The sequence below is a fragment of the Thermostichus sp. MS-CIW-30 genome (assembly GCF_054058015.1).
In genome coordinates this window covers 40,374-59,884 of sequence record NZ_JBSRZW010000008.1, presented here as the reverse complement: position 1 = coordinate 59,884, position 19,511 = coordinate 40,374, and the positions used below count along the sequence as shown (strand labels likewise).

Here is a 19,511-nt window from a genome sequence, read left to right as displayed (position 1 = left end):
TCAGACAACATCTATCACAGCCACTATAAGTCACAACCACATGGATATGGATAGAAGCACCCCCTGCGTAGCAGGGATCCCACTTCGCTCACAAAACTCGCAGGAAGCCGAGGGAAGCTTTGGCTTCGGGGTTCCCAGGTTTCCCCCTATTTTAGGAGTTGAATACAGCTCAGAATACCTCAATAAAATCATCCAAAAGTTATTTTCTGGTTATTTTGAGATTAAGTTCTGATTAAGAAAAATTACCGGCCAGATTGTGAGAGGAAAAAGCACAGCTTGGTTCAACCAGCTATGCTTTTTGGAACCACATACCCTGTACTTTGGCTATAGGGATCCGAAAGCGTCTTCCTTATCTAGCTCCTCCTAGAGAAGCTTAACCAAGGCAACCAGCTTCCGACTCCACCCGCCGGCTTGCCGTCGTATCCGGCACCCCCGTCGACAACCGGTAACGCCTTCCACGGTAGTACCACCCCAGCCGCGATACGCCACGGTCAGACCAAAAGCTCACAAGACTCCTCCTGCTTTGCTCCTTCTCCACCCCCCTCGCAGACACTTTTCGCCCCGAACTCAACCGTTGCCTTGGGGCTAGGTTGGGCCCGGAAAGGCCTACAGCAGGCGAGTTTTGAGGTTTAGTTTAAGGCCTGCCCAGTGTTGGGAAGCGGGCGGACGGAATCGAACCGACAACAGCAGTTTGGAAGACTGCGGTTTTACCATTAAACTACGCCCGCACGGGCATTCAGCGATGCTGAGTATCTATGGTAGCATCTCTCGGCGGTGCCCCTTCCCACTCAGAGTTTGGAGAAAAATCCATCTCCATCAGCGGGACAGACTTCTCCGGTAGGCTGGGCTTACTTGCTCTGGAGATCTTTCTGGCGTTTCCTTTGCCATTGGCGAAACTCTTTCTCGTAGCGTTCACCCTCCGTTTGGTAGGCGTTCCAGCCCTTGAGGGCAACGGTCAAGCCCCACCCCATGAGGATAAACAGCGACCAAGATAGCCCTCCACCGGAGAGCCAGTCTAAGCCCAGCAAAAAGCTGTTGACAATTCCATAGCGGCCCAGCAGTTGGTAAAACTGCCGACGGCGGTAGCGCTGGAATTCTCGGTGTTGGCTGTTCAGCTCTTGCCAGGCCTTCCATTCCTGCTCGGCCAAGTCCAGCTCTTGGGGGGAGATCCCCAGTTCGGCAGCCATCTCCTGCAGTTGGGAGCGGGTGAACTCGCCCAGGCGTGGCTGGCGGGCAATGGCCCGCTGGAGGATCTGCTGCACGTCCTCTTGGCTGTACCGGGATCCCGACATTTGGCTGACTTACATATAACTTCGTAAACTTTATATCTCTTAGTTTGGGCTAGCTGGATCTTGCGCCTTATGAAGCTCCCTCCGCCGCGGGATCCCAACCGTTAGACTAAACCTAGACTGCGAGCCTCCTTCTCTGGGGTTAAGTGTCCCTGTACTGCCTGTGATCTGTGCTTGCCAGTAGGGTTATGGCCTCCACCCGCTCTAGATCTTACCTTCGCCAGAGTCGTACCTCCCTATTGAGCGATCTGCTGCAGGCTTTGCCGCACCTGCGCCCACAACTGTATTTCAAATCCTCTTTGGTTGCCCTCAGCCACGCCATTGAGGATCAGGTGCTGCAAGGGCAGGGATCCCCGTGGGTATTCGCTAACTTTCAAAAGGAGCGCTACTACCGCCAGGAGGCACGGCGCTACCAGCGCATCAGCGCAATGGCCCAAGACGTGTTTGTGTTGGCGACCCCAGAAAAGGATTTTGCTCAGACAGACCTGCCCTACCACACCATTCCCTTGGATCCAGAGGATCCCTTGGTGCAGGAGTGGCACTTGATCGTCATCGATGCCCACTATGCCACCTGCCTCGTGTGTCGAGAACGCTTGCAGATGCAGCGGGAGCGTCCTTGGCAAAGCAGCGATATGGATGCAGCTCGCCAATTTGATGGGATCTGGTCATTTGATCGTCAGATTACAGTCCAAGCGGCTTTGGCCCTGTTGCCCAAGATCCTCAGTTACCGACCGGATCTGGAACCTCGCCTTGAGCCCCTTCGCCAGTACCTCAAGGGATCCCCGCAAAACTCCGCCAGCCAACTGAATCCAGGCCCCTTTACCGAGCGGCTGATCACCTATCTCCAGGCAGGGCAATACAAACTGCAGCGGGCCTACCGCACCATTCGGGTGCAAGAGCGCAAAGAGCATCTGATCAACCGCATCAGCAGTGCCATTCGCCAGTCTTTGGATCCCGGCGAGATTTTGGCAATTGCTGTGCAGGAGCTGGGGCAAGTGGCAGAGGTGGGGCGATGTTTGATCTACCGTTACGATGGCCAGGCCCCTGCTGTTCAGATTGAGCAGGAGTACCGCACCCTAACGATGGGCAGCCTTAAGGGATCCCTGTGGCCTCTTCCCAGCAACCCTTTTTTGCGGGAGGCAATGGCCTCGGCACAAGTGGTGTGCTGCGAGGATACCCAAAAGGATCCCCGCCTGCAGCGAGTGCCGGAGCTGTGGCAGCCGGCCCAAATTCGGGCTTGGGTGGCCATGCCGATTCTCTATCAAGGGCGGTTGCTGGGCCTATTGGAGCTACACCACGAACACCCTCACCGCTGGCAGCCGGCCACTCTGGAGTTGGCAGAAGCCATTGCCAACCAAGTGGGGGTAGCCCTCTTGCAGGCAGAAGCCTATCAGCACCTAGAAGAGCTCAATCGCCAGTTGGCAGCTCTGGATCAGGCCAAATCAGAGCTGATTGCCGTGACCGGACACGAGCTGCGCACCCCGCTGTCCACCATTCAGGTGTGTTTGGAGTCTTTGGCCAGCGACCCCGACATGCCCCTGGAGATGCGCCAGGAAATGTTGAACACAGCCCTGCAAGATGCCGATCGGCTGCGGGAGTTGGTGCAGGACTTTCTCACCCTCTCCAAGCTGGAAAGTGGTCGCGTTCGCTGGCATATCGAGCCGTTGTCTGCTCAAGAATGTGTGGAGCTGGCCCTGAGCAATGTCAAAGCGCGACGGCGGCACGAAGACTTGCCCACCATCGAGCAGGTGCTGCCCAAACGGCTGCCAATGGTTAGGGCGGATGGGGAGTGGCTGGTGGAGGTGTTGCGTAAGCTGCTGGACAATGCCTGCAAATTTACCCCTTCCACCGGACGGATCTGGATTCGGGCAGAAGTGGAGCCACCAGCCGGTGGATCGACGGGGGCGATGGTGAAGTTCACTGTTGCCGACACCGGGCGCGGCATTGAGCCAGACCGGTTGCAAGCCATCTTCGAGCGGTTTTATCAAGCAGAGGGATCCCTGCGGCGCTCGGTGGGTGGGACGGGCTTGGGGCTAGCCATTTGCCGACTGATCATTGAGGCCATGGGGGGGCGCATCTGGGCAGAATCGGGGGGGATCAATCAGGGCAGTGCCTTCCACTTCACCCTGCCGATAGCGCACCCACACACCCAAGGACAGCCCTCGATCGCTGCTTGAGACTCGAAAGGTGAAGGACCACCGGCCCACTTTGCCTCTGGGATCCACCTGGCAAATTCCAGCTCGAATATCAAATCCCACAAATGGCAATAAAGCTGTTCCCCAGCCCCCCTCTTCTTTGGCAGAAGGGCTGAGAGTGGTCGCGTCAGCGGCGCGGAGCGCTTGGGGAACGAGGTACCTATTGGGCGCGCCTCAAACGGGCTTGGAATGATCCGACAAACTCAGGCAGCGCTCCCGAATGGCTTGTAAGTTCAGGGCCAAATCTTGGCAAATGCGGCGCTCCACCAGACCGACAGGCATTCTGCGGGGAGGCTTGACCTGCAGGTGGTAGGTGAGCAAGGTTTGATGGGCCGACCAATCGGCCAGATCCCAAAACCCCTCGAAGATAAGAAAATCCCCTTGTGTTTTTTGGAAGCGAAGCTGCTGAGGAAAGATCTCCTCGATAGCCAGCACCACCGCAGCAGAAAATTGGGCAAATAAAACCTTTTGGGATCCCACTTGACGTACCAGTGTGCGGCCATTCTCACGGCCAATGACGCGACTTTCCACCAAGTTGGGAATAAACTCCGCCAGATGGTCGTAGTCGGTCAAAACCTGCCAGACCTGCTGCCGCTCCACCGGAATCAGGACGCGACCTCGCACTTGGCAGCGGCGCTCCCCCAAATCCTCCACCTCCACCTGGATGTCTGAGGACTCCGTCCCGCTGACGCCAGCAGGAATGGGGATCCCATCTTCTGGGGTGGGGTCTTGGGGATCCCATTCAGGGTCAGAAGGCATGGCGAGAACTTCAGTCGCGTAGGTGCTGTAGAGCAGTGCGGAAACCGGAGAGGGAATCGATTTTTGACTGGACAAACCATTCGCCAGCAGTTCCAATAGGCTGCCCCCCTGTGTTTTCTATTGTATCAGGGAACTGTATAGCAGATAACGAACTCTAGGGGAGAAGGGCCTGGAACCAACCGACGATCACCTGCCAAACCTGTTCTAGAAGGGCAAAGGGATCCCGCAACTCCTGCAGCACCTGCCGCGGGCCAATTCTAAAGACCACGTACAACACGGCCAAGATGATTACAATCCCCACCGTTGTCCAGATGGCCTCTCGAACCACCCGCACCCAAAAAACCAGCATAAAAATGGCGATGGCTACAGCGGCAACCAGCGGCAATGTGTCCAGTACCATCGGATCCCACCTCGTTTGGCTCAGACGTTTCAGATTTAACTCCACTGTAGCCAGCTTGAACTGAAAACAGGTGTTCGTAGATGTCCGTTGACAAGGGATCTCCTCTCGTAAAATGGGATCACCTCGAGATAACCCCTCTTTAGCTGGGCTAGACCTATGGACATCATCACCCTTGGCTGGATTGCCGTCCCCACCTTCTTCGTTCTTTCCATTGCCCTGGTGGTCTGGGGGCGCAACGGCATGTAATTTGTCATGCCTGGATTGAGCCTCACATCCATCTTGCATTCATCTTGTTGTTCCTGCCGCCGATATTGACGGGGTTACCCCCGCTCACACCATGGAAACCGATCTTCCCTTGGTCGCCCGCATCGCCTACGGAAGCATCTTTTTGCTGTTGACAGCCGTAACCCTGGGCGTTGGCTACATTACCTTCATCGACTGGCGGGATCGGCGGCGACGCAACGAAGTTGAGCGCAAAGCCCGTCGCTCCAAGCGCTAGGGCCGGTGTTGAGCCTGCTCAGGTTAGTCTTCAACCCAACTCAGGGTGGGGATGGCCAGGTAAGGCAAGGGATCCTGGGGTTGCAGTTGAGAAAGATGCCGCAGGATGCCCTGGTTAGCCTGCCACAGGGCTTGCACATCCCATCCGGCGTAGGTGGGCAGAAAGTCCGCCAGCTTGCGGTTAGCTTCCCCCAGCAGGATCATGCAGCCGCGGCGGTTGCCGTTTTGCAGGTGATAGTAGGCCACTGCCGTCTGCAATAGACCCTGGTAAAAACGCCGCTCTGGATCCACTGCCTCCATCCACAGGGCCTCTAGGGTGTCGTGGCAGGCGTAAAATTCCCCCCGGTTAAACTGCTCGGCGGCCAGACGCAGCGCTTCTGAGGGAGCGTCGCTCATGTCGCTAGGCACAGGCCAGGGGGGATGTCTGCACAGGCAGGGATCCCTGCGGCAGCACCAGGGTAAAGCAGGTTTTGCCTTGAGAGCTCTCCACCGAGACGCTGCCCCCCAGCCGCTGCATCCACTGCTTGACCAAAGCCAGGCCCAGGCCGGTGCCGCCCCGCTTCCAGGGATCCCCGCTGGGAATGCGGTAAAACTTCTCGAAGATGCGCTCCCACTCGCTGTGGGGAATTTCTACTCCCTCGTTGATCACCCGAATTTCCACCTGCTGCGGGCCGGGCCGCTGCGCCGTTACCCAGATGCTGCACCCTGGGGGAGTATACTTGCAGGCGTTGTTGACCAGCTCCTGCACCACCCGCTCCAGGCCACCTTGATCGGTGAGCACCTTGCCCACATTTGGCGCAATCTGCCACTGCAACCGTTGCTGGTTGGCCTGGGCCCGCTGTAGAAACGGCTCCAGCACGCTGGGCAGCCAGGTTGCCAGCGGCACTTCTTCCAGATGGAGCGTTTTGGATCCCTGCTCCAACCGCTGCAGATCCAGCAGGTCGTTCACCAATTCCGCCTCCCGCTCACACTCCTGCTCCAAAATCTTGAGATATTGCTCTCGTTTTTGGGGGGCGCGGGCGGTTTTCAGCAGTTGGATGGCCATCTTCATGTTGGTGATGGGGGTGCGCAGCTCATGGGAGACGGTGCTCAAAAAATCATCTTTGAGGCGGTTGAGGCGCTCCAGCTCACCAATTTGCTGCACAGAAGCCTGGTAGAGGCGGGCCTGGCGGATGGCAATGGCGCAGTGATCCGCCACCTGCTGCACCACCTGCACCTCCAGTTCATCAAAGCACTCGGCTGCCGGCTTCGCCAGCCAGAGATCCCCCAGCACCCCTTGGTCATCCCGCAGCGGGCACACCAGCAGGGTCAGCCCTTCCCGGCGGGGGATCCAGCCCTGCCCAGGCAAGTGGCAGAATTGCATCGCTTGACCCTCTTGCAGGTGCCGGTAGAGATCGGGGTAGTCGGCCAAGGTCAGGGTGATCCCACCGGCAGGTGGTAGAGCAGAGGTGTATTCATAGCGCACCGTCGCCTGGCCAGATGCCCAATCGTAGAGACAGAGATCGCAACCTTGAATGGGCAACCCCAGAGCCAACTCCTGCACCACTGCCCGCAGGATCTGGGCCTCGTCCAAGCTATCCCGCACCTGGTCGGTGACCCGCTTCAGGAGAGCATCCATCTCCAAAGAGCGCTGCAGGGCTGCCGTCCGCTCCCGCACCTCCTGCTCCAGACGGGCGTTCAGGGTTTGCAGTTGCCGGTAAAGCTGATTTTGCGTGATGGACAGGGCTAGATGCACCCCAACCCGGCCCATCAGCTCCAGCTCCGAGGGTGACCAGGCTTTGGCCTCGTCAATTTTCAGCTCTCGCCAGGCGGCAAAAGAGATGAGAGGCAATTTTTGTCTGGGATCCCCCTGGGTAAACCAACGGTAGCCCGCCCAGTGGGTTTCTTGGTAAACGGCCCCGCGAAACACGCTCAGCCAGCCCACCGGCTGGTCATTCCAGGCGAGCTGGGCCACCAGCAGGCCACGAATGGGTGTCTGCTTCATCTGCTCTTGCAGCTCCGGCCATTTCTCCAAGTGGGAGAGCGACCACATCTTGACCCAGCCCCCCGCTCCTCCGGCCCTTCCGAGCTGCTCCTGTAGCCAGGTGTCGTAGCTGGCCGGGGGTTGCACGCCATGACAACAGAGGGTATCTGAGCCCATAAAGTGGATCCGCAGCCGTGCCCCGATCCCCTGCAAACCGGCAGCAAGCTGCTCCAGCACCGTGGTCAAGGTCGTCTCCGGGTGCAGGGGCGAGTAAACTAGAGCAGCAATTTGGTTGATGAGGCGTTCCTGCTGCGCCTTCTGCCGCGCCTGCTCCAGCAATTCCGCCTGAGCAATGGCAATGGAAACTTGATCCGCCAGCAACTGCACCACCTGCAGCTCTTCTTGGGAGTAGGGACGAGGCTCAGCATGATGGGAGACCAACAGCCCCCATAGCTCCTGGTGATGCATCAGGGGAACCACCAAGGAAGAGGCCACCCCCATGGATTTCAAATAGTGAACATGGCAGGGATCCACGGGCCGCTGCAGCGGCTCGCCCAGAGGAACCCTAGCAGACAACCCCCAAGACTCCGGCTGGCTGATGGAACGGCTCTGCGCCTCCACATCCACAATCACCCGCACCTGAGCTAGGCGAAACAACCGCCGCGCCTCCTCGGGAATGTCCCCTGCCGGAAAAGTCAGCCCCAAGAGCGAGGGCAGCCGCTCCCCGCCTCGTGCTTCCGCCACCACCGTTCCGTGACCTTCGGGATCAAAGCGGTAAACCTTCACCCGATCCGTTTCCAGAAAAGACCGTATCTCTTCCGCTGTTGCCTTGAGGATTTCCTCCAGCTCCAGGGATTGCCGAATCTGGTGGGTGATGCGGTTGATGAGGGCATCTCGGCTGGGTCGAGCTGCGGCAGCCCACGTTTCAGTATCCATAGTTACAAGCCCCTAGCCCCTGGAATTAGCGGAAAGTACCTAAAAATACATCCCTTTTTTCCAGCATAGGATGCCTTTGAGAAGAGCAGTCGGAGTTCAAAAGAAAAGTTAAAGAAAAAGTTAAAAATGGTAACTCAGGGTTTCCCGGGTTGGAATCGCCTGAGATCGGGTGAGATCTAGGGTCGGGAATGGCCTACGGCTCACCCGCGCCCTCGGAAAGCAGAGCTAGAGGAGAGGCAGCTGAAACAGGCGAGCGGCATTTTGGCTGGTTTCTTCTGCCAGTTTTTCCGGTGGGATTCCCAACAGCTCCGCCAAGGTTTGGGCCACCCGCTGCACATAGGCCGGCTCATTGCGTTTGCCGCGGAAGGGGGTGGGAGCCAGAAAAGGGCAATCGGTTTCCACCAAAAGCTGGGATAGGGGCACCTCCAAGGCCGACCGGCGGACAGTCTCGGCATTCTTGAAAGTAACAATGCCGCTGAAGCTAATGAAGCAGCCCAGCTCGACAAACAGCCGCGTCTCCTCCGGGGATCCGCTCCAGCAATGCATCACCGCCCGCACTGGCCCCCCCGTGGCCATGGCCTCCTTGAGGATGGCGTAGGTGGCTGCTGCCGCCTCGCGGCAATGGACGATCAACGCCAAATCCTGGGCTTGGGCAATGGCAATCTGGGCCCAGAAGGATTCTTTTTGCCGCTCGATATCCGCCGGGTTGGACTTGTAGAAATCCAGGCCCGTCTCCCCGATAGCCACCACTCGCTCGTCGCTGGCGGCCAGGTGGGCGATCTTTTCGGCCAAATCGGGCTGCCACTGGCCCGCCTCCAAAGGGTGCAGCCCCACCGACAAAAATACTTCCGGATACTGGTCGGCAATGGCCTGCAACTGGGGGAATTCTGCTGGTGTTACACAAGAATGCACCAAACGCCGGATCCCCGTCTGACGCCAGCGCTCGGCCACCTGGGGCAGATCCGCGGCAAAATCGGGGTAATTGAGGTGGACGTGAGTATCCACCAAAGGAGCAGCAGGTAAGACGGCGGTGCTCAAGGCTCAGCTCCCCAACAATCGTGTTGCCAACCTTATCCAATTGTAAAAGCTGTCCCCGGCCTGCTTGGGATCCCTTCTGGCGCTCCCGTTTGCCGGCGAGCTCCCCTTGCGACGGCTCCTGGGGGGGCAGGATGATCCACAATGATTGAGGAAACCTTACGCCGGAGGTTTGTTATGGCCCGTACCCCCTCAACCATGCTGCCTTTGGGCACCCCAGCCCCTGACTTCAGCCTGCCGGATGTGGTGAGCGGCCAAACCATCTCCCTCTCCACCTTTGCCGACAAGCCGGCCCTGCTGGTGATGTTCATCTGCCAGCACTGTCCCTATGTGAAGCACGTGCAAGAGGAGCTGGCCCGCCTTGGCAGAGATTACAAGGATCGCGGCGTCGGCATTGTAGCCATCAGCGCCAACGATGTGGAGAAATACCCGGATGACAGCCCAGAGAACTTGAAGAAGATGGCCGAGACCTTGGGCTTTACCTTCCCCTTCTGTTACGACGAAAGCCAAGAGGTGGCCAAAGCCTTCACCGCCGCCTGCACCCCCGACTTTTTCTTGTTCGACGCGGATCGCAAGTTGGTCTATCGTGGTCAACTGGACGACAGCCGTCCCAGCCTGACCGATGTGCCGGTGACGGGCAAAGATTTGCGGGCGGCGCTGGATAACCTTCTGGCCGGCAAGCCCATCGATCCCGACCAAAAGCCCAGCCTGGGCTGCAACATCAAGTGGAAACCTGGCAATGAGCCTGCTTATTTCGCTGGGTAGATCCCGCTTTTTTGAATCGCGGCCAGGGCCTGTCGATGCAAGCTGGGGTTGGCTGCCGCCAACACTTCTCCCGTGGAGGTGCGGGTTAAGGGATCCCCTCGCCAATCGGTAATCACGCCACCGGATCCCTCAATCACCGGCACAAGGGCAGCAAAATCGTAGAGGGCAAGGCCACACTCCATCACCAGATCCACACAGCCGCTGGCCAGCAGGCCGTACTGGTAGCCATCGCCCCCATAGGAGGTAATGTGAACTGCTTGGCTGAGCCCCTGGAAGCACCGTTGTTGGTCGGGTTGGGTGAACAAATCAGGGGTGGTACAGCTCAAGTAGGCGCGGCTGAGGTCGGTGTTGGCCTTGGCTCGGACGGCTTGCCGGTGGGAGGGGGTTATCCATTGAGTGGGCTGTCCCCGTACCCCCAGCCAGCGTTCCCGCAACACCGGCTGATCGATGATGCCCAAAATGGGGCGGTCTTCTTCCAAGAGGGCAATCAGAGTAGCAAAGGTGGGCTTGCCGGTGGAAAAGGCGATGGTGCCATCCAAGGGATCCAGAACCCAGGTATAGAGGGATCCCGTCTGGTGAAAACCAAACTCTTCGCCAAGGATGCTGTGTTCTGGCACTTGGGCCATGAGCAAAGCCCGCATAGCTCGCTCTGCCTCCCGGTCGGCCACCGTCACAATTGGGGAGCGGGCCTCTTTGTATTCGGCTTGCAGTTCTCCGCGAAACAGGGGGCGAATCACCGCTCCGGCAGCATCGGCCAGGGCCTGGGCCAGTTCAATCCACTCTGCCTTGACCACCTTTTGCCCACCCTATTTGCGCGTCTCCCCTCTTAGCATAGAGTAAGGGTTTCCCCCCGGTTATGCGGTCTGGCCTGCTCTTAACTCCTCTGGAATGGCTCTGGACGGCGATTGGGGTAATCCTGACCATTTTGGGCACCCTGACCCATTTGAGTTTTCCGCCGGAGCTGCCTGGGTTGGGGGGATACAGCTTTTCGCTGCAAATTGGGGGCGTGTTGCTGACGGCTTGTTTGGCGGGGCCGGTGGCGGCGGTGTGCGCCCAGATCGTCTACCTAGGGTTGGGGCTGGCAGGGCTACAGGTGTTTGCCCAAGGGGGAGGGTGGCAGTACCTATACCAGCCTGCCTTTGGCTACTTGCTGGGGTTTCTGCCAGGAGCCTGGGCCTGCGGGACAATTGCTTTTCCGCAACGGGATCCCTACCCTTCTCCCCCGGCCCGCCAACGCGCTGCCGATGCCAAGCGGTGGGCAGGAGGGATCCCTGACTCCCCGGTGGGCCTCCAAGAGTTGGGATCCGGCAGCTTGGTGGCTTTGGCCTTGGTTCACCTGACCGGGATTCTCTACCTTTTGGCCACACAACCCTGGAATGGGGAGTTGCTGAGGTTGATAGGGCTTTACTCCGGCTATACTCTGCCGGGACAGATCATCGTGGCCAGCTTTGTTGCAGTGATAGCGTTGCTGTTGCGGCGCTTGCTGCTGCTCTGAAGCAAGGGAATCAACTCTGCACAAAGGCCCATGCAGATTTGGGTCGTGGCGCATCTTTTCTCAAGCTGCAGAGGCAGAAAGTAACTTAGAAAAGTAACTTAGAGCTGTGCCGCTCAAGCGGTGGTACAGACTCTGGTCAAGTCTTGTGAGGATTGACGGGTTTGCGTAAGGAACTGCGGGATGCAACGGACTGCTCTCACCCTTTTGGCCACCGGCCTTTTGGCCACTGGGCTGGCTGCTTGTGGAGATGGCGGCAGCTCAGGGGGCTCGATCCTGCCCCCACCCCAAGGCCCAACGGTTTCGTTTATCAATGCGCCCACCTCGGTGCGGGTAGGCACCTCCACGCCGGCCTTCACGGTGCAGGTGAGTGTGCCCGGCGGTGCTCGTCCAACGCAGTTCCTCGAGCTGGAAACTTTCAACCCCAGCGGCGTGCGCGTGCAAAGGGAATTCCTCAGCCCACAGCAGGCCGGCTGTAACCCTGGGGCCACCTTTTGTAGCTTCAGTACCGATTTCCGCGTTGCCCTCGGGGATCCCATCGGCGTTTGGCAGTTCCGGATTACCGCGTTTGACCAACAGAATCGCTCCGGATCCCAGACATTGCTGATTACCGCCTTCCAGTAGGCAAGCAGAGTTGCCGGTTTTGGGGTGAGGCCACTCACTCTAGAGGGGAATGCCCACCAGCGGGCCGAAGTCCGAACAAGGACTGAATCTTGCTCACCGCTGCGGCTTTCTTCCTGCTTCCACAACCCCTAACCAGCAGCAGCTTGCGTCGCCGCACCGCCGGAGGGATCTCCACAGGCGTCAATTTCCCCAGGGCTAGCGTTCCGCGTCGCCGGTGCGACCGGCAGAGTTCCACAAAAACAGGGCCAGAGGCATGCCCCCTCAAGCGATGAGCCGGTTATCACTGGAGTTCGCAAGCTGCCCAAGGCGGGATCCCCTACTCCAGGTCTCGACGGTTGGGGTTGCGGGAGGGGTCGTTGCTCAAAAAACCAAACACAAAAAGCCCCACAAAAAAGATGACAACCGCGTAAACAGAGATTTTCAGTAACAGCATAGTTTCAGCAACCCGTTTCCGACTGAGTGAACTGATGAAGCGATAAGGCAATCGTAAAACAAGGGTGAACCACCCCAGAGAGGGGATCCCGTTCAACCTGAGACCCCGCAAAACTTCTTCACAACATCATACCTCTCAGCGGCCCTTTTTCCCGCAAATGGCCCCAGTTCGCCCTGAGAGCTCCTTTCATCACGCCCTCAGGAAAAGCTGCAAAGCTTGGCCTGTTAGGGATCCCCGGCAAGAGCAGAGATTGTTAAGAAATATTTTGGGCTGGAAACAAAGATTGCAACTCCTCAGCGGCAGCAACGCTCGCGGGCGACTGGGACATAGGAAGATAGGATTTGTGGCTTTGTCGGGTCTTGCCGGACGTGTGTTGGATTTGCCCATGCCTTTTGATCGGTTAGGTGACTTAGAGGCTCTGGATGGGCGGTCGGGAGCTCAGCCGCAACCTTCGTCGGGGATCTATCGGCCCCAGGAGTTGCTGCTTTCCGATGGGATCCCAGCTTTTCTGCACCACTGGCCCCAGGGATCCCCTTGTGGAAGGGTGTTGCTTTTGCACGGCAAAGGGGATCACGGCGGCGGGTTTTGCCCTTTGGCCGGCGAGTTGGCTGCTCAAGGGTGGGAGGTTTTGGCTCCCGACATGCGGGGATTTGGTCGCTCCGGCGGGATCCGCTGCTGGATCGACCGCTTCAGCCAATATCAAGCGGATCTGGAGAGGATCGCCCAGCAGGTCTGGCCGCAGAAAGGGATCCCGCAGATCTGGTGTGGGTATAGCGCGGGGGCCAACTGGGTTACGGAATATGCCCTTGCCCATCCCGGCCAGGTGCAGGGCCTGATCCTCATCTCTCCCGCTTTTCGCATCGACCACTATTTCACCCCTTTGACCCACGCCCTTTTGCAAGTTTTGGACAGGGTTGCTCCCCAGCTGGCCTTAACTGGCCTCTACGAGCCAGCGCGGGTGACTTCCCTACCCGAGCAGCAAGCCGCCTTTGCGGCGGATCCCTACATGTGTGGTGTAACGCGGGCCAGATTCACAGCCGAACTGGTGCGCAGTGGACAGCGCTGCCTCGACCAAGCCCATCGGCTCCGCCTGCCGGTTTTGCTGCTTTACACCTCCGCCGATATCGTCGTCAATCCTGCGGGAGCTGTGGATTTTGCCCGTCGGCTGCCCCAGGGAGAAATCCACGATTTTCCCCAGTCCCGCCACGATCTTTTACACGACTGCCAAGCCGAAGCGGTAAAAGAGACCCTCCACCGCTGGCTGGCCCGGCATTTCCCCTCTGCCCCGGATGTCGCCTCTCGCCGGACGACCAGCTCAGCCCCTACCGACCTCATGGCAAAATAGAAACGCCCTCTTTCCTGCTGCTCCCATGAGCCAAGACCTGATCTACCGTCCCCGTCGGCTGCGGCGCACAGAGGCCTTCCGCCAGATGGTTCAGGAAACCCACCTGCGGGTGCAGGATCTGATCTATCCCCTGTTTGTCATGGAGGGGGAGAACCAGCGGCAGGAAGTAGAGTCAATGCCCGGCTGCTACCGCTACACCCTAGACCTGCTGCTAAAGGAGGTGGAAGAAGCCGCTCAACTGGGGATCCCGGCGGTGGCCCTGTTCCCGGTGGTGCCGGAAGAGAAAAAGGATCCCACCGGGCAGGAGTGCTTCAACCCAGAGGGCTTGATCCAGCGGGCGGTGCGGCGGATTAAACAGGAAATTCCCGAGATTTTGGTGGTAACCGATGTGGCTTTGGATCCCTACAACAGCGATGGCCACGACGGCATTGTGCGGGATGGGGTGATCCTCAACGACGAGACGGTGGAAGTTTTGGTCAAGCAAGCCCTCTCCCAAGCAGAGGCGGGAACCGACATTGTGGCCCCCTCGGACATGATGGATGGTCGCGTCGGCGCCATTCGGGAGGCCCTGGATGACCAAGGCTATACCGATGTGGCGATCCTGGCCTATTCTGCCAAATATGCCTCTGCCTTCTACGGCCCCTTCCGCGATGCCCTGGGATCCGCGCCCAAATCGGGAGACAAGAAAAGCTATCAAATGGATCCCGCCAATGCTCGGGAAGCCATCAAAGAGGTGGAGCTGGACGAGGCCGAGGGGGCGGACATGGTGATGGTGAAGCCGGCCCTGGCCTACCTGGACATCATCTACCGAGTTAAGGAATCGACGGATCTGCCCGTGGCTGCCTACAACGTCAGCGGCGAGTACGCCATGATCAAAGCCGCCGAACAAAAAGGCTGGATCGACGGCAAAAAAGTGATGATGGAATCGCTGCTGGCCATGAAGCGGGCCGGTGCCGATATCATCCTCACCTACTTTGCCAAAGAGGTGGCCTTGCTTCTCAAACAAGCCTAGGCAGAGGCAGCCTACGGCCTGGCAGACGGCTGGGTGGACTGCCCGATCCAGGAAGGGTGGGTGTTCTTCTCGTCGTCCGCCACCCAGGTACTGGGATCCACCAAACGCACCTGAATTTGATTGCGTGGCACCCGATTCAGCCGTTCCTTGATCAGGGCCTCCTGCTGCAAGGGATCCATACCTCGATCCACCCCCTCCTGCAGCCGAGAAATCCGAGTGGACAAGACCTCGATATGCCGCTCCAGAACCTGGAGCCGGTGGTGCTGAGCCAACTGCACCGGCAAGAGGCGATACAAACCACTGAGGGCAGCCGCCGTAAACAAGACATTCACCCCGATGTGACAGGCCATCTCCCAGACTGGAGGCTCGTGGCCAGGTTCTTGCCGTCCGCGCCGGCGGGAGCGCTGGACAGGGATCGTCCGCCGACCGGAAATTGGGAGAGAGGAGGGAAACCCTGCCCGAACCAGGGATCCCTGCCCTTGGGAGCGATGCACTCGTGGAGCAACAGAGATGTCCAGCCGCGGCCCAGCAACCTGCTCTGCACGCATAGACACGTGGCGAGCCGGGGTACGGGAAGAAGACTTGGGTGTCACGGGTGAAGGGAAGAAAATAGGGGGACGATGAACCACCTCTGCTGCCAAGAAGCGCAGCTAGGGCCTATTGAAGCCGATTTTTCCAGGTGTGTCAGGCTTTGCCGCAAAACATTTTTATTCTTGGGCTTTCTTGGGCTCTGCCACTTCGCCAAGCTCAGCAAACGGATGGCGGGATCCCAGGCAATGGCCAACGCGGGGCAGGAAACGCGCTAGGCTAGAGGTTCGAATAGCGGAAAGGCTCTGCACCGTTCAAAGGACAAGGGCGGCACAGGGCTTGTGCAGATGCAAGTCGGATCCACATCATGCGCATTGTCATCACGGGTGGAAGTGGTTTTATCGGGCGTCGCTTGGTGGCCCGTCTGCTGGAGCAAGGGGATCAGGTTTTGGTCTTGACCCGCCGCCTGGAGCAGGCCCGCCGCATTTTGGGGGAATCCCCCAACCTCAAGCTGCTGCCCTACGATCCCTACCAACCGCAAGCCTGGGCAGCCGCCCTGGAAGGGTACGAGGGGATTGTCAACTTGGCCGGAGAGCCTTTGGCTTCTTCTCGCTGGACAGAGACCAAGAAAAAAGAAATCCGTCGTAGCCGTGTGGAAACCACCCAGGCCCTTGTCCAAGCCCTCGCCTCCCTCAACCAAAAGCCCCAGGTGATGATCAGCAGCTCGGCGGTGGGTTACTACGGATCCCATCCGGCAGGAGAACCCTTAACAGAGACGGATCCCCCGGCCCAAGATTTTCTGGCAGAAGTCTGTCAAGCTTGGGAAGCTGCCGCCCGGCCGGTTGAGGAATTGGGGATCCGTTTGGCCATCCTGCGCACAGGGATTGTGTTGGGTCCGGATGGAGGAGCGCTGGGGCAGATGCTGGCCCCCTTTCAGTTCTTTATCGGCGGAACGATCGGCTCCGGCAAACAATGGCTGTCTTGGATCCACCGCGAGGATTGGGTGAGCTTGGTCTGCTTCCTGCTGGAGCAGGGATCCGGAGTGTTCAACGCCACCGCTCCCAACCCGGTGCAGATGGAAGAGTTTTGCCGAACCTTAGGCCAGGTCTTGGGTCGCCCCTCTTGGTTGCCTGTGCCGGAGCTGGCGTTGGAACTGCTGTTGGGCGAGGCAGCTCAAGTGGTTTTGACGGGGCAGAAAGTGATCCCGCAAGCGGCTTTGCAGATGGGCTTTACCTTCCAGTACCCACAACTGAAAGAGGCATTACGACAGATCCTCCTCCCCCGCTGACTTCTCTCTACGCCAATTATTCTTCCGTGAAATCGGCTTCCACCACCCCTGAAGCAGAGCTGGGATCAGGGCTGGCAGCCGCAGTGGGTGCCGGAGCCGGTCGCGATGCCTGGGGCACTTGCACAATTTGGGGAGTAAAGATGAATAGGTTGTACACCGTGTTGCGGCGGATGTTGTCCATCATCTCCAGGAACAGCTCGTAGCCCTCGTTCTTGTACTCGATCAGGGGATCCTTCTGACCGTAGCCTCGCAGGCCCACAGCTTCCCGCAGCGCCTCCATCTGCTGCAGGTGTTCCCGCCAGAGGGTGTCCACCTGTTGCAACAGGAAAAAGCGCTCTGCCTTGCGCATCAAACCGGGCTCAAAGGTATCCAGAAAAGCCTCTTTGGCCTCATAGGCCAGTTCTGCCTGCTTGATCAGGTAGTCCAAGATCTGCTCGTAGGAGAGATCCTGCAGGTCTTCAACCTTGAGGTTTTGCTTCAGGAGCGGCACAAACTCCTGCATCTTGGCGGTCAGCTTGTCAATTTCCCACTCTTCCGGGGGCAGCTCTGGGTTGACATGCGCTCGCACGATCTCGCCAACGGTTTTGCGCACATAGTCAAGGATCTTGGTCTTGAGGTTTTCCCCCTCCAAGATGCGCCGCCGCTCTGAGTAGATGGCCCGCCGCTGGTTGTTCATCACCTCGTCATACTCGAACACCTGCTTGCGCATGTCGAAGTAGTACACTTCCACTTTTCTCTGCGCATTCTCCAGGCTGTTGCTGAGCAAACGGGTGCTCATGGGCATGTCCTCCTCCACCCCGAACATGTCCATGAGCTTGGCTACCCGCTCGCCACCGAAAATCTTGAGCAGGTTGTCTTCCAAGCTGAGGAAAAACCGCGAGGAGCCGGGATCCCCTTGCCGCCCGGCACGGCCCCGCAGCTGGTTGTCGATACGGCGGGATTCATGGCGCTCCGTACCGATCACATGCAGGCCCCCCAGCCTCACCACCTCTTCGTGCTCGGCCTCAGTAATTTTTTCGTACTCGGCTTTGATGCTGTTGTAAACCTCCCGCAGTTGCAAAATTAGCGGATCCTGCACCGGCGCTTTCTCGGAAGCTACTGCGATGAGATCCTCCACCACCAGCTCTGGCAGACGGTTCAGCCCATACTTGGTCACCGCTGCCGCCACCACTTCGTCTAAAGCTTGGTTGGTGCGGGCCGACAGCTCACAGGGGTAAAAATTGGGGGAGACCACCGTCCAGGATTTTTTCGGCTTGGGTGCTGTCCCACCAAATCCCTGGCCACCCCCCCGTCCCACCATCTGAACGGATCCCAAGGGGTTGTCGGCGTCCAATTGAGCCAGCTTGGGCATCAGCCGTTCCCGCAGCTTGAGGCGGGCCATGTACTCCGCATTGCCTCCCAAGATGATGTCCGTGCCTCGACCGGCCATGTTGGTAGCAATGGTTACAGCGCCTTTTCGCCCCGCCTGGGCAATGATCTCCGCCTCCCGCTCCACGTTTTCTGGCTTGGCGTTGAGGAGGTTGTGAGGGATCCCCATTTCCTTGAGCATGGCCGAGAGGCGTTCGGATTTTTCCACGCTGGTGGTGCCCACAAGGACGGGGCGCCCCTGGGCGTGCATGTGGGCAATTTCCTCGGCAACCGCTTGCCACTTGCCCCTTTCGGTCTTGTACACCAAGTCGGGGGCATCTTTGCGGCGGATGGGTCGGTTGGTGGGGATCACCGTAACTTCCAGGTTGTAGGTTTTGCCGAACTCGGCCTCCTCAGTGCGAGCCGTGCCCGTCATGCCGGAAAGCTTGGGATAGAGCAGAAAAAGGTTTTGGTAGGTGATGGTGGCCAGGGTTTGGCTCTCGCTTTGAATCGGCACCCCCTCTTTGGCCTCCACCGCCTGGTGCAGCCCATCAGACCAGCGGCGGCCGGGGAGCACCCGCCCGGTGAACTCGTCCACGATCACCACCTCTTGATTGCGGACGATGTAGTGGACATCCTTGATGAAGAGCTCTTTGGCCTTCACCGCGTTAAAGACAAAGTGCGCCCAGGGATCCTTGGGATCAAACAGGTCAGAGACCCCCAGCAACCGCTCGGCGGCTTCAAACCCCTCGTCGGTAAGGATGACGTTGCGGGCTTTTTCATCCACCTCATAGTGTTCATCTCGGATCAGCTCCCGCGCCACCTGGGCTGCCCGCAGGTATTTTTCGGAGGGGCGAGCCACCTGACCGGAGATGATCAGGGGAGTGCGGGCCTCGTCGATAAGGATTGAGTCCACCTCGTCGATGATGCAGTAGTTAAAGGGCCGTTGCATCACCTCCTTGATATCGGTGGCCATGTTGTCCCGCAGGTAGTCGAAGCCCAGCTCGCTGTTGGTGCAGTAGGTAATGTCGCAGTTGTAGCTGCGGCGCTTTTCTTCGGGTGACATGCCCTCTTGCACTAGACCGACCGTCAGGCCCAAGAAACGGTGCACCTGCCCCATCCACTCCGAGTCGCGCCGCGCCAAGTAGCCGTTGACGGTAACGATGTGAACCCCCTTCCCAGTCAGGCCGTTCAAGTAGGCAGGCAGGGTGGCGACCAGGGTTTTCCCCTCGCCGGTTTTCATTTCGGCAATCTGGCCTTCGTGCAGCACCATGCCGCCGATGAGCTGTACGTCGTAATGGCGCAAGTTCAAAACTCGCTTGGCGGCCTCCCGCACCACGGCAAACGCCTCCGGCAAGAGATCGTCCAGAGATTCTCCTCTGTCCAAGCGCTGGCGAAACTCTGTGGTCTTGGCCTTGAGCTCCGCATCCGAAAGAGAGGCGATCTCGATCTCCAGCGAGTTGATCAGCTTGACGACAGGACGGTACTGCCGGATCTTCCGATCGTTAGGATCCCCGAGGAGCTTTTGTAGGGTTTGGAGCATGGGCAAGCCTAGGCCAATGAAGAACATTGATTAATGATGCAATTCTACCATTTTGACTT

The 19,511-nt window shown here is 58.7% G+C and carries 19 protein-coding genes and 1 tRNA gene; 9 read left to right on the top strand and 11 right to left on the bottom strand.

Annotated elements, in window-relative coordinates:
- Positions 1-657 precede the first annotated feature (657 nt).
- Together ACVWXW_RS05295 and ACVWXW_RS05290 are read right to left on the bottom strand one after the other, a co-directional pair.
- Positions 658-728: transfer RNA gene (locus ACVWXW_RS05295), tRNA-Gly, on the bottom strand.
- Positions 729-848: 120 nt separating this feature from the next.
- Positions 849-1,292: a 2TM domain-containing protein gene (locus ACVWXW_RS05290; protein WP_011434035.1), complete on the bottom strand. Its 444-nt coding sequence runs from the start codon at positions 1,290-1,292 to the stop codon at positions 849-851.
- 185 nt (positions 1,293-1,477) lie between these two features.
- Between ACVWXW_RS05290 and ACVWXW_RS05285 the strand changes: the two genes are divergently transcribed.
- Positions 1,478-3,466, top strand: coding sequence for a DICT sensory domain-containing protein (locus ACVWXW_RS05285; protein WP_457403080.1), 1,989 nt, complete (start codon positions 1,478-1,480; stop codon positions 3,464-3,466).
- Between the two features lie 192 nt (positions 3,467-3,658).
- Here ACVWXW_RS05285 and ACVWXW_RS05280 read toward each other — a convergent pair whose 3' ends face one another.
- Positions 3,659-4,243 carry an SRPBCC family protein gene (locus ACVWXW_RS05280; RefSeq protein WP_414329799.1) on the bottom strand — a complete coding sequence of 195 codons (585 nt, stop codon included), beginning with the start codon at positions 4,241-4,243 and terminating at the stop codon, positions 3,659-3,661.
- Positions 4,244-4,397: 154 nt separating this feature from the next.
- The gene (locus ACVWXW_RS05275; protein ID WP_049749597.1) at positions 4,398-4,643 is read right to left on the bottom strand and encodes a hypothetical protein; all 246 of its coding nucleotides are present in this window, start codon (positions 4,641-4,643) and stop codon (positions 4,398-4,400) included.
- Positions 4,644-4,799: 156 nt separating this feature from the next.
- Between ACVWXW_RS05275 and ACVWXW_RS05270 the strand changes: the two genes are divergently transcribed.
- Positions 4,800-4,889: a cytochrome b6-f complex subunit PetN gene (locus ACVWXW_RS05270; RefSeq protein ID WP_244349857.1), complete on the top strand. Its 90-nt coding sequence runs from the start codon at positions 4,800-4,802 to the stop codon at positions 4,887-4,889.
- Positions 4,890-4,980: 91 nt separating this feature from the next.
- A complete protein-coding gene (locus ACVWXW_RS05265; protein ID WP_011434030.1) occupies positions 4,981-5,142 on the top strand; it encodes a hypothetical protein in 162 nt (53 codons plus the stop codon).
- Between the two features lie 23 nt (positions 5,143-5,165).
- Here the strand turns inward: ACVWXW_RS05265 and ACVWXW_RS05260 are convergent, their stop codons facing one another.
- The 3 genes from ACVWXW_RS05260 to ACVWXW_RS05250 all read right to left on the bottom strand — a co-directional run bounded on the left by ACVWXW_RS05260 (position 5,166) and on the right by ACVWXW_RS05250 (position 9,045).
- Positions 5,166-5,537 (bottom strand): DUF309 domain-containing protein, encoded by a 372-nt coding sequence (locus tag ACVWXW_RS05260; protein WP_414404799.1) that lies wholly within the window; start codon positions 5,535-5,537, stop codon positions 5,166-5,168.
- Between the two features lie 4 nt (positions 5,538-5,541).
- Complete coding sequence (locus ACVWXW_RS05255; RefSeq protein ID WP_457403078.1) at positions 5,542-8,040, bottom strand: sensor histidine kinase; 2,499 nt, start codon at positions 8,038-8,040, stop codon at positions 5,542-5,544.
- A 225-nt stretch (positions 8,041-8,265) separates the two neighbouring features.
- Positions 8,266-9,045: a TatD family hydrolase gene (locus ACVWXW_RS05250; RefSeq protein ID WP_457393310.1), complete on the bottom strand. Its 780-nt coding sequence runs from the start codon at positions 9,043-9,045 to the stop codon at positions 8,266-8,268.
- A gap of 207 nt (positions 9,046-9,252) precedes the next feature.
- On the opposite strand from ACVWXW_RS05250, the gene ACVWXW_RS05245 reads away from it, so the two are divergent.
- A complete protein-coding gene (locus ACVWXW_RS05245; RefSeq protein ID WP_414407619.1) occupies positions 9,253-9,840 on the top strand; it encodes a thioredoxin family protein in 588 nt (195 codons plus the stop codon).
- Here ACVWXW_RS05245 and ACVWXW_RS05240 read toward each other — a convergent pair.
- Positions 9,825-10,634: an inositol monophosphatase family protein gene (locus ACVWXW_RS05240; RefSeq protein WP_041436751.1), complete on the bottom strand. Its 810-nt coding sequence runs from the start codon at positions 10,632-10,634 to the stop codon at positions 9,825-9,827. The two genes, ACVWXW_RS05245 and ACVWXW_RS05240, sit on opposite strands and share 16 nt — an antisense overlap.
- Positions 10,635-10,696: 62 nt before the next feature.
- Here ACVWXW_RS05240 and ACVWXW_RS05235 point away from each other — a divergent pair, with 62 nt between their 5' ends.
- Entirely contained in the window at positions 10,697-11,335 is a 639-nt protein-coding gene (locus ACVWXW_RS05235) for a biotin transporter BioY (RefSeq protein ID WP_457403075.1), read from the top strand.
- 180 nt (positions 11,336-11,515) lie between these two features.
- Positions 11,516-11,956, top strand: a complete 441-nt coding sequence (locus tag ACVWXW_RS05230; RefSeq protein WP_414522501.1) for a hypothetical protein — start codon at positions 11,516-11,518, stop codon at positions 11,954-11,956.
- A gap of 316 nt (positions 11,957-12,272) precedes the next feature.
- On the opposite strand, the gene ACVWXW_RS05225 is transcribed toward ACVWXW_RS05230, so the two are convergent.
- Positions 12,273-12,389 (bottom strand): photosystem II reaction center protein I, encoded by a 117-nt coding sequence (locus tag ACVWXW_RS05225; RefSeq protein WP_011434021.1) that lies wholly within the window; start codon positions 12,387-12,389, stop codon positions 12,273-12,275.
- 385 nt (positions 12,390-12,774) lie between these two features.
- On the opposite strand from ACVWXW_RS05225, the gene ACVWXW_RS05220 reads away from it, so the two are divergent.
- Positions 12,775-13,734 (top strand): alpha/beta hydrolase, encoded by a 960-nt coding sequence (locus ACVWXW_RS05220; protein WP_457403074.1) that lies wholly within the window; start codon positions 12,775-12,777, stop codon positions 13,732-13,734.
- Positions 13,735-13,759: 25 nt separating this feature from the next.
- Positions 13,760-14,746: a porphobilinogen synthase gene (gene hemB / locus ACVWXW_RS05215; RefSeq protein ID WP_414344721.1), complete on the top strand. Its 987-nt coding sequence runs from the start codon at positions 13,760-13,762 to the stop codon at positions 14,744-14,746.
- An 11-nt stretch (positions 14,747-14,757) separates the two neighbouring features.
- Here hemB and ACVWXW_RS05210 read toward each other — a convergent pair whose 3' ends face one another.
- Positions 14,758-15,294 carry a slr1601 family putative cell division protein gene (locus ACVWXW_RS05210; RefSeq protein WP_414522504.1) on the bottom strand — a complete coding sequence of 179 codons (537 nt, stop codon included), beginning with the start codon at positions 15,292-15,294 and terminating at the stop codon, positions 14,758-14,760.
- Between the two features lie 347 nt (positions 15,295-15,641).
- On the opposite strand from ACVWXW_RS05210, the gene thyD reads away from it, so the two are divergent.
- Positions 15,642-16,562, top strand: a complete 921-nt coding sequence (gene thyD, locus ACVWXW_RS05205) for a thylakoid membrane protein ThyD (RefSeq protein ID WP_414343742.1) — start codon at positions 15,642-15,644, stop codon at positions 16,560-16,562.
- Between the two features lie 16 nt (positions 16,563-16,578).
- Here thyD and secA read toward each other — a convergent pair whose 3' ends face one another.
- Complete coding sequence (secA, locus tag ACVWXW_RS05200) at positions 16,579-19,452, bottom strand: preprotein translocase subunit SecA (protein WP_457403111.1); 2,874 nt, start codon at positions 19,450-19,452, stop codon at positions 16,579-16,581.
- Positions 19,453-19,511: the final 59 nt, after the last annotated feature.

Bases quoted from the DNA above. Each gene is read 5' to 3' on its own strand.
- ACVWXW_RS05275 (WP_049749597.1), bottom strand. From the start codon at position 4,643: ATGGTACTGGACACATTGCCGCTGGTTGCCGCTGTAGCCATCGCCATT.
- ACVWXW_RS05225 (WP_011434021.1), bottom strand. From the start codon at position 12,389: ATGCTGTTACTGAAAATCTCTGTTTACGCGGTTGTCATCTTTTTTGTG.
- ACVWXW_RS05290 (WP_011434035.1), bottom strand. From the start codon at position 1,292: ATGTCGGGATCCCGGTACAGCCAAGAGGACGTGCAGCAGATCCTCCAG.
- ACVWXW_RS05265 (WP_011434030.1), top strand. From the start codon at position 4,981: ATGGAAACCGATCTTCCCTTGGTCGCCCGCATCGCCTACGGAAGCATC.
- ACVWXW_RS05220 (WP_457403074.1), top strand. From the start codon at position 12,775: ATGCCTTTTGATCGGTTAGGTGACTTAGAGGCTCTGGATGGGCGGTCG.
- ACVWXW_RS05280 (WP_414329799.1), bottom strand. From the start codon at position 4,243: ATGCCTTCTGACCCTGAATGGGATCCCCAAGACCCCACCCCAGAAGAT.
- ACVWXW_RS05245 (WP_414407619.1), top strand. From the start codon at position 9,253: ATGGCCCGTACCCCCTCAACCATGCTGCCTTTGGGCACCCCAGCCCCT.
- ACVWXW_RS05230 (WP_414522501.1), top strand. From the start codon at position 11,516: ATGCAACGGACTGCTCTCACCCTTTTGGCCACCGGCCTTTTGGCCACT.
- ACVWXW_RS05285 (WP_457403080.1), top strand. From the start codon at position 1,478: ATGGCCTCCACCCGCTCTAGATCTTACCTTCGCCAGAGTCGTACCTCC.
- hemB (WP_414344721.1), top strand. From the start codon at position 13,760: ATGAGCCAAGACCTGATCTACCGTCCCCGTCGGCTGCGGCGCACAGAG.
- ACVWXW_RS05270 (WP_244349857.1), top strand. From the start codon at position 4,800: ATGGACATCATCACCCTTGGCTGGATTGCCGTCCCCACCTTCTTCGTT.
- secA (WP_457403111.1), bottom strand. From the start codon at position 19,452: ATGCTCCAAACCCTACAAAAGCTCCTCGGGGATCCTAACGATCGGAAG.
- ACVWXW_RS05255 (WP_457403078.1), bottom strand. From the start codon at position 8,040: ATGGATACTGAAACGTGGGCTGCCGCAGCTCGACCCAGCCGAGATGCC.
- ACVWXW_RS05260 (WP_414404799.1), bottom strand. From the start codon at position 5,537: ATGAGCGACGCTCCCTCAGAAGCGCTGCGTCTGGCCGCCGAGCAGTTT.
- ACVWXW_RS05210 (WP_414522504.1), bottom strand. From the start codon at position 15,294: ATGCGTGCAGAGCAGGTTGCTGGGCCGCGGCTGGACATCTCTGTTGCT.
- ACVWXW_RS05235 (WP_457403075.1), top strand. From the start codon at position 10,697: ATGCGGTCTGGCCTGCTCTTAACTCCTCTGGAATGGCTCTGGACGGCG.
- thyD (WP_414343742.1), top strand. From the start codon at position 15,642: ATGCGCATTGTCATCACGGGTGGAAGTGGTTTTATCGGGCGTCGCTTG.